The sequence below is a fragment of the Paenibacillus sp. FSL R7-0652 genome, assembly GCF_038595045.1.
GTDB lineage: Bacteria > Bacillota > Bacilli > Paenibacillales > Paenibacillaceae > Paenibacillus.
The window spans coordinates 2,279,964-2,297,490 of record NZ_CP152001.1 but is presented as its reverse complement, the minus strand read 5'-3'; the positions used below and the strand labels follow the sequence as shown (position 1 = coordinate 2,297,490).

Annotated in this window: 11 protein-coding genes; 1 reads left to right on the top strand and 10 read right to left on the bottom strand. The window is 49.0% G+C overall.

Features of this window, described 5'->3' with window-relative positions:
• Positions 1 to 15: 15 nt before the first annotated feature.
• Positions 16 to 2,334, bottom strand: a complete 2,319-nt coding sequence (gene yicI, locus MKY97_RS10520; protein ID WP_342555381.1) for an alpha-xylosidase — start codon at positions 2,332 to 2,334, stop codon at positions 16 to 18.
• Positions 2,335 to 2,517: 183 nt separating this feature from the next.
• Here yicI and MKY97_RS10515 point away from each other — a divergent pair, with 183 nt between their 5' ends.
• Positions 2,518 to 3,444 carry an AraC family transcriptional regulator gene (locus tag MKY97_RS10515; RefSeq protein ID WP_342555380.1) on the top strand — a complete coding sequence of 309 codons (927 nt, stop codon included), beginning with the start codon at positions 2,518 to 2,520 and terminating at the stop codon, positions 3,442 to 3,444.
• A 140-nt stretch (positions 3,445 to 3,584) separates the two neighbouring features.
• On the opposite strand, the gene MKY97_RS10510 is transcribed toward MKY97_RS10515, so the two are convergent.
• The 9 genes from MKY97_RS10510 to MKY97_RS10470 all read right to left on the bottom strand — a co-directional run bounded on the left by MKY97_RS10510 (position 3,585) and on the right by MKY97_RS10470 (position 17,494).
• Positions 3,585 to 4,514: a hypothetical protein gene (locus MKY97_RS10510; RefSeq protein ID WP_342555379.1), complete on the bottom strand. Its 930-nt coding sequence runs from the start codon at positions 4,512 to 4,514 to the stop codon at positions 3,585 to 3,587.
• A gap of 403 nt (positions 4,515 to 4,917) precedes the next feature.
• On the bottom strand, positions 4,918 to 6,768 hold the full coding sequence (locus MKY97_RS10505; RefSeq protein ID WP_342555378.1) for an adenine deaminase C-terminal domain-containing protein: 1,851 nt from the start codon (positions 6,766 to 6,768) through the stop codon (positions 4,918 to 4,920).
• A gap of 326 nt (positions 6,769 to 7,094) precedes the next feature.
• Positions 7,095 to 9,470, bottom strand: a complete 2,376-nt coding sequence (gene helD / locus MKY97_RS10500) for an RNA polymerase recycling motor HelD (protein WP_342555377.1) — start codon at positions 9,468 to 9,470, stop codon at positions 7,095 to 7,097.
• 347 nt (positions 9,471 to 9,817) lie between these two features.
• Entirely contained in the window at positions 9,818 to 10,279 is a 462-nt protein-coding gene (locus tag MKY97_RS10495) for a pyridoxamine 5'-phosphate oxidase family protein (RefSeq protein WP_342555376.1), read from the bottom strand.
• A gap of 142 nt (positions 10,280 to 10,421) precedes the next feature.
• On the bottom strand, positions 10,422 to 11,489 hold the full coding sequence (locus tag MKY97_RS10490) for an aromatic acid exporter family protein (protein WP_342555375.1): 1,068 nt from the start codon (positions 11,487 to 11,489) through the stop codon (positions 10,422 to 10,424).
• Positions 11,490 to 11,825: 336 nt separating this feature from the next.
• The gene (locus tag MKY97_RS10485; protein ID WP_342555374.1) at positions 11,826 to 12,575 is read right to left on the bottom strand and encodes an HD domain-containing protein; all 750 of its coding nucleotides are present in this window, start codon (positions 12,573 to 12,575) and stop codon (positions 11,826 to 11,828) included.
• On the bottom strand, positions 12,575 to 14,014 hold the full coding sequence (locus tag MKY97_RS10480; protein ID WP_342555373.1) for an NAD-dependent malic enzyme: 1,440 nt from the start codon (positions 14,012 to 14,014) through the stop codon (positions 12,575 to 12,577). The genes MKY97_RS10485 and MKY97_RS10480 overlap by 1 nt, the downstream gene beginning before the upstream one ends.
• 271 nt (positions 14,015 to 14,285) lie before the next feature.
• A complete protein-coding gene (locus tag MKY97_RS10475) occupies positions 14,286 to 16,358 on the bottom strand; it encodes a beta-galactosidase (RefSeq protein WP_342555372.1) in 2,073 nt (690 codons plus the stop codon).
• Between the two features lie 50 nt (positions 16,359 to 16,408).
• Positions 16,409 to 17,494 (bottom strand): arabinogalactan endo-1,4-beta-galactosidase, encoded by a 1,086-nt coding sequence (locus tag MKY97_RS10470; RefSeq protein WP_342555371.1) that lies wholly within the window; start codon positions 17,492 to 17,494, stop codon positions 16,409 to 16,411.
• Positions 17,495 to 17,527 lie beyond the last annotated feature (33 nt).

Below are 17,527 nucleotides of genomic sequence, written 5' to 3'. Positions count from 1 at the left end.
TCTTATTGTAACATGTTACATCTCGATTGTAAGCGTACTTGCACCTGCATCCGCAGTGACGACAACTCCTTGTGCGCCTGCCGCCTGCAATCCGCCTTCCACACGGGATACGGAATCAACACCGCGAAGCACGAGATTCCAAGGCTTGCCTGCACCTTCGGCACGCACTTCGAGCTTCGATCCGCTGCGAGTGACGGTCACCTGCAGTTCACGTTCTGCTCCTTGGTTTACAACAACGGCTTGTGCGGTCTGTCCTTCTGCCAGTTCAAATAAATGCAGGGATACATTATCGGCAAAATCATAATCCGGTCTGCTGTCCACTGCACCTACCGCGATCAGACTGTTCGGTTTGACCATCATCGGCAGCGTTTTGAAGTCGTGATTTTCGCTAATCCAGCGTCCGCCTTCCACTTTGGTCCCTGTCAGATAATTCGTCCAGGTTCCTTCAGGCAGATAATAACGCACGTCGCCTTCCTTGTTGAAGATCGGCGCAACCAGAATCGAGTCACCAAACATATACTGCAGGTCAAGAGTCGCACAGGTCGGATCATCCGGGTATTCCAGTACCATCGCGCGCATCATCGGCAGCCCCTGCACTGAGGACTCTACCGCAGCATTGAACAGGTACGGCATTAAGCTTAGCTTCAGCTTCGTAAAGTCACGTACAACATCGACAGCCTCTTCATCAAATAACCAAGGCACACGATAAGACTCATTGCCATGCAGACGGCTGTGCGAAGAGAGCAGTCCGAACTGCACCCAGCGTTTGTATACGTCCGGCTCGGCTGTCGCTTCGAATCCGCTGATGTCATGGCTCCAGAAGCCAAACCCCGAAAGACCGAGAGATAATCCACCGCGCAGCGATTCGGCCATGGAGGAATAATTGGACGAGCAGTCTCCGCCCCAGTGTACAGGGAACTGCTGCCCACCTACGGTTGCAGAGCGTGCAAACAGAGCCGCTTCATTTTTACCGAGGTTCTCTTCGAGTACATCAAATACCGCTTTGTTATACAGGAACGTGTAGTAGTTGTGCATTTTCACCGGATCGGAGCCATCATAATACACCACATCAGTCGGAATTCTTTCGCCGAAATCCGTTTTGAAGCAGTCTACACCCTGATCGATCAGACCTTTCAGCTTGTCCTTGTACCATGCGGTTGCTTCTGGATTGGTGAAATCTACGAGCCCCATACCTGCCTGCCATTTATCCCACTGCCATACTCTGCCGTCAGCCGTTTTGACGAGGTACCCTTTTTCCATGCCTTCATCGAACAGAATCGATTTCTCTGCAATATAAGGGTTGATCCACGCACAGATTTTGAGTCCTTTATCCTTCAAACGCTGCAGCATGCCTTCCGGGTCCGGGAACATGTCTTTATCCCATTCAAAGTCACACCACTGATACTCCTTCATCCAGAAGCAGTCAAAGTGGAAAACGGAAAGCGGCAGATCACGCTCCGCCATGCCATCGACAAAATGATTCACCGTCGCTTCGTCATAGTCCGTTGTGAACGAAGTCGTCAGCCACAGACCAAATGTCCATGCGGGCGGCAAAGCCGGCTTACCTGTAAGCTTGGTGTAGTTATCCAGCACCTCTTTGGGATTCGCACCGCCGATAATAAAGTATTCCAGCGTTTCGCCCTGTACACTGAACTGTACTTTGGATACATTCTCGGAAGCAATCTCGTAAGATACTTTTTCAGGATGATTAACGAATACCCCGTATCCTTTGTTGGAGAGATAGAACGGAATGTTCTTATAGGCCTGTTCACTGCTTGTACCGCCATCCTCATTCCAGATATCCACGACCTGACCATTTTTCACAAACGGAGTAAAGCGTTCACCAAGGCCATAGACATACTCACCCACGCCCAGCTCCAACTGTTCTCGGAAGAACGTACCTTCGGACGCCGACTCGATATATGCCGGACCTCTCCAGCCGCTGCCAGTGAGACGTTTGTCATTATAGTCGAAGCCAATGTCCCAGCCTTTTGTTTTATTCACGGTGACACGCAGATTGCCGCTTTTCAGGGCTGCTCCGCTTTCATCCTGAGTAATCTGCACATCCGTATTCAACGTGTTCAGCGCAAACTCCGGGCCTGGATTGACTTTACCCTTGTGATGGTTCAGCTGCACACGAATGACATCAGGCATTGGTGAGCTGTAGGTTGCCTTGAGCAGCGTTCCGTTCAGGGTATCCCCTTTGCGCTCAATGCGTTTGGTTGCTGCGTATACAGTAAAGGAATCGCCCTTTTGTACAATATCTCGAATATCCGCCGGATTTTGAACATGATATCCATCACGGATCTGCCAGTAGCCATCGGTAAATTTCATCTTGGATTACCTCCTTCGGTTATACTATAATGATATTGATATAAATCATGAATTTCTTCTTTTATTTTGATCAATTATATAAGTATTTTGATATTTTTAGTGTTATGAGGGCTCATTTCAAATATATTTTGCAAACGATTACATCATTACTAAGCAGCATATTCAATAAGGAGGTTTTCTTGGATGGAGCGTGCACAATTAAGGGAAGACCGAATTCACGGCAATGCCATGTATCCGGTTAGTGTGTACCCTGACATACAGCAGTTAAACGGGGACAGCATTCTCGACTGCCATTGGCATGATGAGATGGAATTCACGATGGTGACGCAGGGCTCTGCGGTGTTTCAGATTGATATGAACCGATACGAGGTGAAGGCCGGAGAGGCTATCTTTGTTCACCGGGGGGAGATTCATGCGGGATACCTTAAGGGCGATGAGCCTTGTGTCTTCTCTTCCATTGTATTTCATTCCGATCTGCTCGGCAGCCAAAGTTTTGATGCAGTCCAGGAGAAGTTTATCGCACCTATACTTCGAAAAAACATACTGCTTCCTTCTCACATTACAGCCGATGGAGGCTGGGGCTCGGAAGTTCTGGCGTACCTGAGGCGTATCTTTGCAGATCACGATAGTGGAACTGACACCTGTGAAATAACAACAAAAGCACACCTCTACCTTATGCTTGCCCGCATGGTTGAACATCGGGCGGCACTGCCGCTCAAAGGCGCGGTAAACGGGGGAAGCCCGGACAAAGTGGAGCGCCTGAAGACGGTGCTGGGTTATATTCACAAGCGTTACCCTGAACCGCTTAAACTAAAGGATCTTGCGGATGCAGCGAATATGAGCGAGGGACATTTCTGTCGTTTTTTCAAACAGATGGTGCAGAAAAGTCCTGTGGACTACATTAATTATTATCGGGTGCAGCAGGCCTGCAGACAGCTGGAGAATACGGATCATAAAATTGTCGATATTGCCATGGATGTTGGATTTGAGCATCTCAGTTATTTCATTACCACCTTTAAGAAACATAAGAACACCACCCCGTCCCATTATCGCAAAATGTTCTCCAAAAATGTAACAATTGCGCCTGATGTCCTTACACAGGTACTCTAATTTAGAAAGAGTGATTATATCCTTATATCGCGATTAATTTTGACGGAATCCAGGGATAAAACGACAGAAGGTGCTTACAGCGCATTCGCTGCAGGCACCTTCTCATTTTATTTACGCGCTAGAACCATGCTTCTTTGCAGTTATTTTCGTAATGTCTTCCAGGATGAATACTCATGAACCGAAAATCCGTTAAAGGAAGCATGCACACTCGCCATCTGCTCCACCAGCTTCAGCTGCTGCTCCATATACGCATCCCCCTCTTCGAAGAACGTAATAAAATCGCCTTCTTTGCTCTGCTTGGTTTCCACCGCAATCGATATTTTTTTGCCAACGGAGGCTGCATCGATCAGTTCGTCCTTCGCCACGCTGTATATAGCGGCAGCTGTATCCCGATAAGCCATAATGGTAATGGAATCAAATTTGCGAATCATCCAGCTGCTTACCGCCATCGTCGAACCGGGAATTTTGTAATTGTCCAGCCAGAACGGCAGATCCGCGGCCACGGGCATCTTCATAGCGGAGGCACGCTCGACAATATAATCCACATTGCCCTGCCACTGTGTAATGACACTGGCCTGATTGGTTTTCCACTGCGGATGCACATGAGGTTCGATATCCAGATGAATCCCTGCGAATTTCTCGTTGGACAGCGCCTGTGCTTGATACGATTCGATCCAGTCCATAAAGGAGGCAATTTGTCCTCTGCTTTCGGTCAGCCCCCAAGCTGAACGTCCATCCATAATGTCAACAGCTATATGCTGCGCCCTTGCCAGACGGATAAAATTTTTGTATTCGGGTATTTTCACATCCCGGTTTATCTGCAGGTAGATCGTATTAATGCTGTTCTCCGCTGCAAAATTCAACACATCCTGAGCACCGTTTCGGATCTGCGTAGTATCCCACACCCATGTAGCCCGCACAGGACGATCCAGATTCCCGTGAATGGATGCGTAACTGTCTACAGGTTCGACGGAACCTACAGCAGCCGCTTTGGTGGAACAAGCAGTACTCAAACACAGGATCAGACAACTCATCAGCAGCAGGATACGGAATTCTTTTTTGATTTTCACATTTGTACACTCCCTTGAAGTTATAGCAGCTCTTACGTATAAATCCGGATGAAATATTGTCGTTTCTATTCATTTTTTGCACTCTGATGGAAGTGCTGTGAATTAAATCTTCTTCTATACGCAATATCATCTATAAGACTCACGACGAAAGAATCATATAACTATATTTCGGGAATTCACAGTTCCGAATACATAGTCCAAAAGTCTCAATATTTCATATTCCATGTAAACATGTATTAAACTTCACGACTTCTGTCTATATTTTGTTTTAACTCCCAGCTTCTGTAGACCTAGAGAGCGTTTTCTTTCTTTAAACCAAAAAGCCGCCCGAAGGCGGCTCAGAATGCAGTATTTATTTTCCTTTAGTTATCCGTTAACGTTTCTTTTCTCCGAAACACCCGCTTCATCCCTCATTAGGTTGGTCAAACAGCGAAACAAGTTCAATTCCCTCCGCAGAAATACGCACCAGGCCAATATCGGACAAACGAAGTTCTGGAATAACCACCAGTGCGAGCAGCGACAAGGTCATAAAGGCGTTGTTCAACGTACAACCTGCGGATTGCAGCGCTTCGCTGACTGCCGCAGATTGGGCCGCAACGACTTCAAAAGGTTCCACCGACATCAGCCCGGCTATCCGAAGCGGGAATTCCGTAACCCCCTTATCCGTAACAACGGCTACGCCGCCCTGCATACGAATAACACGATTACCAGCCTCCGCCATAAGTGCATCATCATTGCCGATAATCAGCAGGTTATGGCTGTCGTGAGCAACAGTCATCGCAATGGCTGCCGGTGAGGTGAACCCGATCCCGCCAACCAGTGCCACCGCACGATTTCCCGTTTGTTTATGACGCTCCAGCACGGCAATTTTGCATACTTCACCTGCCGCAGGTAGAACCACCCTGCCGCCCTGCACATTCACCTGCACTCGTTTCTCCTTCGTCTCAACGTGATTCTCCGTCACATCAATGATGCGCGCGCCTATGGCTCCATCTGTAATAGGTGCAGCCAGTTCCAGATCCTGCGGCTGGATGTTAGCTTCCAGCTTTACCGTATTCAGAGCCTCTTCAGGATAAGTAAACGTGTCCCAAACGGCTGTCATTTTTCCATTCTCGGCGACCACCTGTCCCGCCGCAATCGTCATCTCTACACGTACGTCTGCAAGGCGTCCGTCTAACAGAATAATATCAGCAAAGCTGCCGGGAATAACTGCACCTATATCTCGTGACACACCAAAACGTTCCGCCGTATTAATCGTAGCCATCTGGAATGCGGTTACCGGTTTCACGCCCTGCGAGATCGCCAATCGGACCACAAAGTCCATATGGCCTTCCTTCAGCAAAGATTCCGAGCTGCGGTCATCTGTCACCAGCATCATCCGGCGGGTATCCAGCCCAAGCTCTGTGCAGGCTTTGATTGTCTCCGCTACATCATGCCAGGCTGAGCCTTGGCGCATCTTCGCATACATGCCAAGCCGCAGCCGTTCCACCACATCTTCTTTAGTCACACATTCATGATCTCCAGTGACACCGCTCGCCGCATATGCAGGCAGACGCCAGTCATCCGATGCCCAAGTAAAATGTCCATCTGCCACTTTCCCCGCGCGAAGCGTCGCTTGAATCTCTCCGATCATCGTTTCATCTCCGTATACCACTCCCGGGAAGTTCATCACTTCGCCCAGACCAATCATGTCCGGTCCCCATGAAAGTGCCTCCGCGACTTCTTTGGGACCAATATAAGCTCCTGTCGTCTCCAGACCCGGGTGGGTGGAAGGCACACACGACGCCACCTGCATATAGGCAGCCATAGGCGTCGTGCGAGCTTCATCCAGCATAAGCCGCAGTCCTGGAAGTCCAAGCACATTCGAAATTTCATGCGGATCAAAGAATCCACCTGTCGTTCCGGATGGCAGTACAGCTCTTGCGAACTCCGACACCTTCATCTGCGTGCTCTCGATATGACAATGACCATCAAGCAATCCCGGCGCTATATACTTCCCTTGGGCCTCGATAATCCGGGTGTGTTCTCCGATGGTATGGCTCACGTCTCTGCCGACATATGCAATTCGTGACCCCTGCACGGCTACAGACATATCCGGCAAAATTTCGCCCGATATCACGTTCACCAGTGTCCCGCCCCGAATCACCAAAGTTGCCTTCATATCTCCCCGGGCTGTAGCGACCAGATCGGGAACGCAATCGGCCAAATGCGGCCGTTCAAAAGCTGTTTTGTTCAAATTAACTGCCTCCTCCATAGAGTCACCTGCTTTTCTCTCTTCAGGTTGTTTGTTTCCCCTTCATGTAACGCTCCTAAAAAATAGATAATGTAACGCTCCTAAAAAACAGATAATGTAACGCTCCAAAAAATTAGATTGTTACGATTATATGAGTCTGAGCTTCACGTGTAAAGAAAAATCACATTGATTGTATATGAAGACAATGAAATCAACCTGTTTTATCAATATTGACTAATTTGTGTATGCTTATTTCACAAACAGCTATATAAGACTTTTCTCTCTACAGCATGCACAAAAAAATAAGCCAGTCAGAAGTTTGAATTCTGACTGGCCATACAGCAGGCTTATTCCACGTGAGAGGCAGGTATGCTGCTCATCTCATACCACTCTCCTGATTGTGAAGTAATAAACGGACTTGGTGCACCCAAAGAGTACACATGCAGCAGATGCATCGCCCGGGTACAGGCCGTATAGAACAGCTTGCGCTCCTGCTCACGGGAGTAAGCTGCAGCTGACCCGTTATAGATCAAAACGGCATCAAACTCTACACCTTTAGCCAAATAGGCCGGAATTACATGAACGCCCTGTTCAAAAGCAAGTGTCGTTTTTTTGATAAGTTTGGGAGCGGTTTTCAGCTTTTGACTCAGCGCGGCATGTACTTCTCTGCTCTCCTCAGCCGTCTTGCAGATTACCGCTGCAGACTCGTATCCCTCTTCAATCAGATGATTGAGATCGGCGGTGATTTGGTCGAAATGCTGTTCCAGATCAGCGGTCACGATGACTTTGGGTTTCTCTCCATTGCGGTTGAACGGAATAATCTTCTCTCCACTGGGAACCATGCCGCGCGTAAACTCAACAATCTCCATCGTAGAGCGATAACTGCGCGTCAGTTCAATCACCTCGGTATTTTCCGGTCCATACAGATCACTTAACGGTCCGGTCCCGCTGAGAACAGAGGAATGCGCATAAATCGCCTGATTAAAATCACCAAGTGCCGTAATCTTCGCGTGTGGGAACAATCTCTTCATAAAGGCCAGCTGAAATGCAGAATAATCCTGCGCTTCATCGATAATGACATGACGGATGCTTGAATTAATATGGAAGCCCAGCAGCAGTTCGCGCAGATACAGATACGGTGTAATATCCTCATAGGCCAGCTCTTGAAGCTTTAGTCTGCGCAGCGTCATCGTCGAGATTTCTTCCCAATGCGCAGGCAGGGGCTCTCTGTCCAGCAGACGAACCATCTGCGTCTGATCTTCGAACAGGTTCGCGTACAACTGGCGGATATCCACAAACCGCAGGGATTTGATCCATTTACGCAAAGGCTTGAGGCGGTCACTGACCACCATCCGGGCCAAAATCTCTCTTTCCTGCTGGAAATCGTCAAACGTATGTGATTTCCCTTTTTGTTTGCGTTTTAACCGTTGGTACGCACGCTGTAGATCCTCGGGTTCCATCAGATCCAGCTGCTGGTCGACCCAAGGTGCGTTAAGTTCGCCTTTACCAAATGCGGACAGCTCCTTCAGCAGCCAATCCCGCAGCATTTCGAGTCGGCTCACCAGTTTGACAGATGATCCGAAACTGTAGAATTTCTCCGCCATCGCTTCCGCATCCACAATGGCCTTCCCCTGAAAGCGTACCGGCTTGAACTTCATGCCGCCGGAAAGCATGTTTTCCTTGTAGCGGGTAATAACCTTCAGAAAGGATGCAGAAGACTTGAATCGTATGCTGGACATACGTGCATCGTAACCAGGTTCTTCGGTCCCTGTCAGCACATATTCGAGCTGGATAAAGGGGTCCTCAAGCTGGTATTCTCGTCCCAATCGGCGTTCCAGATATTCCTGAAACGTCGTCTGCAGCATATTCTCTTCCCCAAGCTCGGGCAGTACCGTCGACACGTAGCTGTTAAACATCGGATTCGGTGAAAAAAGAACCATCTGATCCGCCTGCAGATGCTCGCGGTATTTATAGAGAAGATAAGCCACCCGCTGAAGAGCGGCAGAGGTTTTGCCGCTGCCAGCCGCGCCCTGCACAATCAGCATCCGTGTCCGGTCATTACGGATAATGCGATTCTGCTCCTTCTGAATGGTTGCCACAATACTTTTCATCTGTGCATCAGACGTACGGCTTAGCACAGCCTGCAGCAGCTGATCTCCAATCGTTACTCCTGTATCAAACATAAAACGGATACGGCCATCCCGAATGACGAACTGACGTTTCATCTCGATCTCGCCGCTGATTTCACCACTTGGTGTACGATAGGAGATGGGTCCTGGCGCACCGTCATAATAGAGGTTGGAGATGGGTGCGCGCCAGTCGTAGATCAGAAAGGACTCCTCTTTCTCATCCAGCAGGGACGCAATGCCCAGATAGATGCGTTCTGCATCCGGATACCCGTCCTCCTTAAAATCGATGCGGCCAAAATATGGCGAATGATGCAGTCGTTTCATTTTATCCAGAGCCGCGGCTGTATTCAGATGACTTCGTTCGCGGTCGGACAGCACCTGCGACTGCTGCCGCATACTCGTTGATGTCTCCCCGACATCATCTGCTTCACTGAAGTTCATCGTAACCTCATCCCAGAACTCTTTTCTCATCTCCACAACTTCGCCCCGGAAGGACCCTACTTCTTGTTCCAGTTCGGCGATTTTGCGCTCAATCTGATCCGTAACGGTATTAACCCGCTCCTGTTCCTTGTTCCACTGCTGATCTGTACTCATATGCTGTGTGCCCCTCTTTCCCCGGATTGTGTCCTCCAATATCCATTTGACAAGCCCGAAAAGGCAATGGTATAATTATTAGAAAGTAAACATTTTAATTTTATGTTAATTAATCCTAATTTTAAGAAAACCATTTTATATTCTACCAGTGACAGCGTCCCGATGCAAGCGGAGACGTTATTTGTTGTTTCCCCTAATGCCGCTTCTCTTGAAAAACATAAGCTGTAATACCAATTACTAATGATGTGCACAAAATATCCCCATGACTGATCAATCTTCTGCCCTCTCCAGTTCTCCGCAGCGCATGAGTTCAGCTAATGCAGTATTACCCCTTTTTTCATTTCCCGCTACTTCTTCAGATCCTCAATTGCTGCAGCCCAGCGTGCCGATGCTCCGTTTGTATCCTTCAATTGAAATGTAATACCTGACGTAATTTCCGCATAGGGTGCCTGATCGACACGAATATGAAGGATATTACATTCGTACCGATCCCGCGGGTGAACAGCGTCTGCTAACTCCGGCAGCAGACGGACCTCCAGCCGAACATGCAGTAAACGCTGTCCATGCACTGCAATTAACGCAGCCTTGCCCGTTTCCATCATGTTCATACTTGTCTGCGTACCCTGCCAGAGTGCCAATCGAAGGCGGCTCGGGCTCATGGCAACCACTTCGCCCATGCTGACCATGGCCAGATGCGGCCACTGCCCATCCGTTACCGTCAGCAGCTGCATCGCCTCATGCTGCTTGCTCTCCAGATTGCTTCCACTAAACCATTCCAACAGCGCTGCATCCAGCTGATCCATCTCCATCTCTTCTATCCCTCAATTCATTCAGAATTCAGTATCATTGTCATTTAGCATTGTGAAAATACATCATCGAGTCAAATATACGAACAGCCCGGACGCTGCTGTCCGGGCTTGGTTGTTCCTCTATTGTAGCTGATTTCAGAAGCTAAGGCCATTTGAGCCAGTTTAAAATATTGTCCTGGGACTCTTTGTCCTCACTCGAAGTGTGTACATGGTCTGCAAGCCGGTTCAGCCGTTCGAGCTGATAACCGTAATCGTATATTGCCGCGGCTACAATGGATAACCTTAACATGCCGTCCTTGTCAATATCAAACTGGGTAATGGCCTGTTCCATGAAAAAGTCATTTTCCGTTACAAACTGCGCAGCCTCTTCGCCATTCGGTTTTAACTTGTCTTCGAATTTGAGCAGTGCATGTTCATGAAACTTGATGACCCGTTCCAGATGGGTGTCAAAGAACATATCCATGTCCGGTGTCCGCTGTGCCTGAAAGTAATGACGTTCGACTGAATCCAGTACATCGTACCCCTTTTGCAGACTTAACAGCATCTGCTTATATACGACCATCTGACGGGTTTCACTGAATTTGGCACGTTTCATCTTCTTCTGCTCTTCTTCAAACAGGTGGTATTTGTCAGATAGAGACTTGATGGACCCGCCAAGATTGTTCTTCTCTTCCCGGAAAACAACCTCTTTGATCTCATCCGAGATCGACGTGCGGAGCAGCAGTGACATGCCGTTGAACACACTCTGGATCTGCTTCACGAACTGTACTTTGGGCTTGGGAGGAAACACAGAGATGTTGATCAGGAAAGCGGATATGATGCCTACAAGTGTAAGCAGGAAACGGTTAAGCGCAAAATGCCAATCCCCTGAAGCTTCCATAATCGATACCACCGTGACCAGTGTCAGACCCACCGTCTCACCCATATTTAATTTAAGACAGATCATAATAACCAGCACAATAATCAAGCCTACCGCGATGGGTTCATTGGACAATACCATGCCGCCCAGCAGAGCTACAATCGCGCCAAGCGTGGTCGTCTGCAGCTGATCGAGGAAATACTTCCAAGAACGATAGATGGAAGGCTGCATGGCAAATATCGCTGCGATGGCAGCAGGCACAGGAGATTGCGGATTCAAGAACAGACTGCTCAGATATAAAGCCAGCGTGACCGCTATACCTGTCTTAAGAACACGTGCTCCAAATGACACGGCATCTCCCTCCTTTTATGCGACCTGTTCGTTTACCTTTGATGATAATCATGTTCATTATTACCCCATATTTCTTTTTTTACCTGAATGAGTTCAGGAGAACGATTCATTGTACCATGAGAGCTTACGCCTTTGCTATCCCAGTTCCAAGATCCCACCCATATGCAGACAAATCTTGGGCCTAGGCCCATCTTCGCTGCTGCTCAAAAGCAGTAAGCGATTCAGTATTCGACATCTGCGGTATGTACAGCGGTTCTAAAAAAGCACCCCGCCCCGGTACAGGGGCGAAATGCTCCAAAATGATTTTAATTCAGGGATATTACGGAATACCGCGGTCTAACCATCCACGCTTTCCCATTCCCTCTTGAACTGCTCCACAAACTGCACCATATAATCATGACGCTGCTGAGCGAGCTGTTTGCCATAGGAAGTATTCATCAGATCTTTAAGTTTGAATAGCTTTTCGTAAAAATGATTGATCGTTGTGCTGCGCCCATTCCGATATTCCTCACGGGTCATCTGCTCCCGCGGCGGTAAGGAAGGATCATACATTTCACGCCCACGGGCCCCCGAAAATGCAAATGTACGGGCAATGCCGATGGCTCCCAGCGCATCCAGCCGATCCGCATCCTGCACCACCTGAGCTTCCAGCGAGCAAACTGCAGCACGTTGGCCGCCAGCATAGGAGATCGTGCTGATAATGTTCACTACCGCTTCCCGCATTTCAGGCGCCAGCGGCTGGGTATCCAGCCAGGCATGCAGCTTAGCCATACCGGCCTCCAGACTGTCATTCAGCTTCTCATCCGGCACGTCATGCAGCAGTGCAGCCAGTTCACAGATGAACAGGTCTGCGCCCATCTGATGAGCCAAGCGGACCGCTAGAGCAGTGACACGTTCAATATGGGACCAGTCATGCCCGTCGGAATGCCGGGATGCTTCTTGCTGCACAAAGGCACGAGCGGCGCATAGAACAGCTTCGTGAGTCGTGCTGCCGTCCCGGTTCACCTGCTCTTGTTCAGCTGGCGGGCCGTCAGCAGCTTGTGTGTCTTCGGCTTCCATAGATCGACGCGATGATTCCGATGACATCAGGACTCTCCGCCTTCACGTGGTTGTTCACGCGGTATACGTCTCGCCACACCTGTCCGGACTGCTGCTTCAATGACACGACTGCGCATTGATTTGACCACCTTATCGTTAAACACACTCGGGATAATGTAATAACGTGTACGCTCTTCATCCGAGATAGACGAGGCTATTGCCTGGGCTGCTGCCAGTTTCATCTCTTCGTTGATTTCGGATGCACGGCAGTCCAGCACAGCTCTGAACATGCCAGGGAAACAGAGCACGTTATTAATCTGGTTTGGATAATCCGAACGTCCCGTCGCCATAACGGCAACTATATCTTCAACCAGAGCCGGCATGACCTCGGGCACCGGATTAGCCATCGCAAATACAATCGGATTGTCCGCCATTGTCTGCACATCTTCACGGGTCAACAGATTGCCGCGCGACAGGCCGATAAATACATCTGCTCCCCGAATAACTTCGCGCAGTGAACCTGTCTCCAGATCGGGATTAGTGCGTGACGCATATTCCGTCCATACTTCATTGTCGTACGAATTCGTGCGTACGATGGCGCCCTCACGATCCACCCCGATGAGCCGCTTCGCACCTGCAGATAACAAAATATTGCTGCATGCCACACCCGCTGCACCGATACCGCACACAACAATCTTTACATTATCAATGGATTTGCCAACCAGCTTGAGGGCATTAATCAAACCCGCATATAATACGACGGCCGTCCCATGCTGATCATCATGAAATACCGGAATATCCAGTTCTTCATTTAACCTGCGTTCAATCTCGAAACAGCGCGGAGAAGAAATATCCTCCAGATTAATGCCGCCAAACGCAGGTGATATCGCTTTCACTGTTCGAATGATCTCTTCAGTATCCTGCGTATCCAGACAGATCGGGAACGCATCCACGCCAGCGAACTGCTTGAACAGCATCGCTTTACCTTCCATCACCGGCATCGCGGCACGCGGACCGATATTACCGAGTCCAAGCACTGCACTGCCATCAGAAATAACGGCTACTGTGTTTCTTTTGATCGTGAGTGAAAAAGCTTTGCCCGGCTCCTCTGAAATGGCCGAACATACCCGAGCCACATCCGGCGTGTACACACGCGAGAGGTCTTCCCGGTTATGAATCGGCGTCTTGGGTGTCACTTCGATCTTACCGCCGAGGTGAAGCAGAAATGTACGATCCGATACGTTAACGATGGATACACCTTTGAGCTGGCGCACCCCTTCTATAATTTTGCTGTTATCCTGTGAATCGGTGACTGCGACCGTCAAGTCGCGCACGCTGACATCCTGATTGGTCGAAATGACGTCGATGGCAATGATGTCTCCTCCAGCTTCCGAGATGGCTGAAGCCACTTCGCCAAACTTGATATCTTTCGTTGTCATTTCCAGCCGAATAATAATGCTGTTGCCGTCCAGATTTCTCTGATTCATCTCAATTCCTCCCAGACAATGAAAGTCTTAAGTTGACAAGTTACGTGTTTGTCTTCGCTGCGCGGACACGATTATCCTTTATCTTGTCCAAAAAAGGCTCTCAAGCCCCATGTAGAACAAAATAAAAAGACTGCCCCGGCACCCTTTCCAAGGCCCAGGACAATCTATTTTACGGTGTCTCTATGTGCAGCATTCGTTTGTTCATCGAAATCACGTTCAACCTCATGTTTCCAGAGAACTCAAGTGCCCCATTCATATCTCTAGTCTATACTTACTTGCGATTGGCAGCTCTGCGCAGCACACGAATATCGTATGGATGCAGGTTCAAGACCGATTCAACCGCCTCTCCGCTTAACACATCGGTGTATGAATGACCGTCCAGCTGCACCTGTTTTTCGTGCTCCGTATAGTTCTGTACGAATACATAGTCGGAATCACCGTCCGTACGTACATGTGCGGTAGTTCCTGCACTCAGTTCTGACTTGAGTCCACGTTCCAGATCCAGTTCTGCAATCAGCTTGCCATAAAAATCATTATAAAATGGTGCTTTCATCCGCGCTGCCATATAGTATGCTTTTCCTGAACCAAGTTCGTTCACGGTTAAAGCTGGACGTCCCGCATAGAAATCAGAACGATATACCGCAAGAGATTTAGCACCTTCCAAATGAATCAGGTCGCAGAGCTCAATGGCATCATATTCTGTAGTGAGTCCAAGTTCATTGCCCTGCGCTGGAATAATTCCGTTCAGTTCACGATCATGCAGACCGTCGATCTCCTCGGACCAGATGCCGAGCGTTTTGCGAAGCGGACCCGGGAATCCACCGAGGAAACACAGATCATTCTCGTTCACAATGCCAGACCAGTAGGTTGCCACAAATGTACCGCCCTGCTCGACAAACTTCTCGATCCGTTCGCCTACCCCTTCCCGAACGAGGTAAAGCATCGGCGCCACTAACACTTTGTACTTGGACAGATCAGCTTCCATATCGATGACATCGACCGCTACACCCTTTTTCCAGAACGCTTCGTAGTGAGCTTCTACGGTCTGCTCATATTTCACCCCGATGTTACGCGGTCCCTGGGAGTCGTTCACGGCCCAGCGGTTCTCCCAATCGAAGATGATAGCCACTTCAGCCGGAACGGAAGTACCCACGATATCCTCCATGCTCTGCAGCGCTGTGCCTACATCGGTCACATCCTGGAACACACGTGTATGTTCTGTTCCTACATGGTCAACCACTGCACCATGCAGCTTTTCACTGGAACCACGGCTCTTTCTCCATTGGAAGTACTGTACACTATCTGACCCATGGGCTACCGCCTGCAAGGAGGACAAGAGATGCATGCCCGGACGCTTCAGTTTGCTAACATCCTGCCAGTTGGTTGAGCTTGGTGTGCTCTCCATCAGCAGGAAGGGCTGACCGCCTTTGATGGAACGTACAATATCATGCATCATGGCAATGCGTGATGCCTGTTTCGCATCGTCCGCTGCATCATGCCACGTCGGATAACTGTCCCAAGAGAGGAAATCGAGAATGTCAGCAAACTTCCAATAGTTTAATCCGCCGTAGAACTCCATCAGATTGGTCGTTACAGGCAAATTCGGATTTTTGGCTTTAAGCGGTTTCGTCTCATGTACAATGAAGTCAGCGGTCTGATCGGTGACGAAACGACGCCAGTCCAGATTCATCGCATGCACTTGTGTTTCACCGTGTGGTGCCGGCGATTCAACCTGACTCCAGTCCGTTACCGTATGACTCCAGAAGGTCGTCCACCAAGCATGATTCAGCTCATCTAAAGTTTTGTACTTGTTTTGAACCCAGCCGCGGAAAGCTTCCTGACAATAATCACAGTGACAATCGCCGCCGAACTCATTCGAGATATGCCAGCCGATCACAGCCGGGTGATCGGAATAACGCTCTGCCAGTTTGCTGTTCATTGCGGTTACTTTCTCCCGGTAAACAGGTGAGGTGTAACAATGGTTGTGACGGAATCCATGAAGATTGCGGACCCGATTCTCGGAGACACGCAGCACTTCCGGATATTTTGCCGACATCCATGCAGGTCGCGCACCACTTGGTGTTGCCAGGAATGCATAGATTCCGTTTGCCGCAAAACGATCCAGCACCTGATCCAGCCATTCAAACGTATAAACCCCTTCTTCCGGCTCAAGGGATACCCAGGAGAAGATACCGATGGACATCACATTACATTTCGCCAGTTTCATCAAACGAATATCTTCTTCCAGCACTTCCGGGTAACGGAGCCACTGCTCCGGGTTGTAGTCAGCACCATGCAGCATGTGCGGGGCTTTGGAACTTACGGGTGGAAATTTAAATGTCATTTTGAGAACTCCCTTGCTGTTGAATTCCATTTATTTGTTTCATTCATTATTTATACGTATGTCTTGTTGTCCAGCTCTTGTACGGAAGCTAAGGCTTTAAATGACTCCAGCTTGCGTCCTTTAAAATCAAACATCGTCAGGTTACCCCAGTTATTCGGGTGTCCTACAGACCATTCTTCTTTACTCGGAATCCACGCAGGCTCCCAGTAATAGAAACCATGTCCCAGATCGCCGGGAACTTCACGAATAATCTGCAGCATATCCTTCAGGTACTTCGTCTGTCCTTCCACTGTTGCAGGATATCCTGGCAGCAGCATATCCTCCTGATTCATAATCCACTCGATACCTTCGGGCTGCTCCAGCGTCCATGGGTATGCCGTTTCCACCACATTGATCGGTTTGCCGTAGCGTTTGGCCAGATCATTCAGATTGTCACGCAGGGCGTCCAGTGTTCCATGCCACCAAGGGTAATAAGAAAGACCAATCACGTCAAACTCGACGCCAAGCGCTTCAAAGCGATCATAAAATTTACGACTTTCGACATTGTCACCGCCGCGATCAATATGAATCATAATCTGAATGGAAGGATCAACCGACTTGACTGCCGCAATGCCATACTTCACAAGTCCGGCAAAACGCTGCCACTGCTCGTCCGTATCATGCTCTTCACCGCCGACACGACCCTCGTCCCATAACATACCTGGTGTAATCTCATTCCCGACCTGAACCATATCCGGCAGCGCATCGTGTTCTTTCAGTGTTCGAAGTACGTCTGCGGTATATGTGCATACGGCCAGTTTGAGCTGTTCATAGGACAGATTCTCCCAAGCTTTTGGTTTCCACTGATTAGCCGGATCGGCCCAGCGGTCAGAGTAATGGAAATCGAGCAGGAACTGCAATCCCTGTGCCTTGATTCGTTTCGCCACTTCTACGGTGCGCTCCAGATTACAGTATCCGCCGACAGGATCATTCCAGATGCGAAGACGGATGGCGTTGGTATCATTCAGTTTGAGAATGGTGAGCAGATCTTCTTCCCTGCCGTCTGCATCACGATATGTTCCCCCATGCTGTTCAATCTCGTCCATAAATGAAACATCCATGCCAAGAATGAATGGTTGTTTGGTTGATTGATTCAAAAATATCAGCCTCCAGTTATTAGGGATTCAGGC

Excerpts from the sequence above, each read along its gene's own strand:
- yicI (WP_342555381.1), bottom strand. The coding sequence starts at position 2,334 with ATGAAATTTACCGATGGCTACTGGCAGATCCGTGATGGATATCATGTT.
- MKY97_RS10515 (WP_342555380.1), top strand. The coding sequence starts at position 2,518 with ATGGAGCGTGCACAATTAAGGGAAGACCGAATTCACGGCAATGCCATG.
- MKY97_RS10505 (WP_342555378.1), bottom strand. The coding sequence starts at position 6,768 with ATGGAGGAGGCAGTTAATTTGAACAAAACAGCTTTTGAACGGCCGCAT.
- helD (WP_342555377.1), bottom strand. The coding sequence starts at position 9,470 with ATGAGTACAGATCAGCAGTGGAACAAGGAACAGGAGCGGGTTAATACC.
- MKY97_RS10495 (WP_342555376.1), bottom strand. The coding sequence starts at position 10,279 with ATGGAGATGGATCAGCTGGATGCAGCGCTGTTGGAATGGTTTAGTGGA.
- MKY97_RS10485 (WP_342555374.1), bottom strand. The coding sequence starts at position 12,575 with ATGTCATCGGAATCATCGCGTCGATCTATGGAAGCCGAAGACACACAA.
- MKY97_RS10480 (WP_342555373.1), bottom strand. The coding sequence starts at position 14,014 with ATGAATCAGAGAAATCTGGACGGCAACAGCATTATTATTCGGCTGGAA.
- MKY97_RS10475 (WP_342555372.1), bottom strand. The coding sequence starts at position 16,358 with ATGACATTTAAATTTCCACCCGTAAGTTCCAAAGCCCCGCACATGCTG.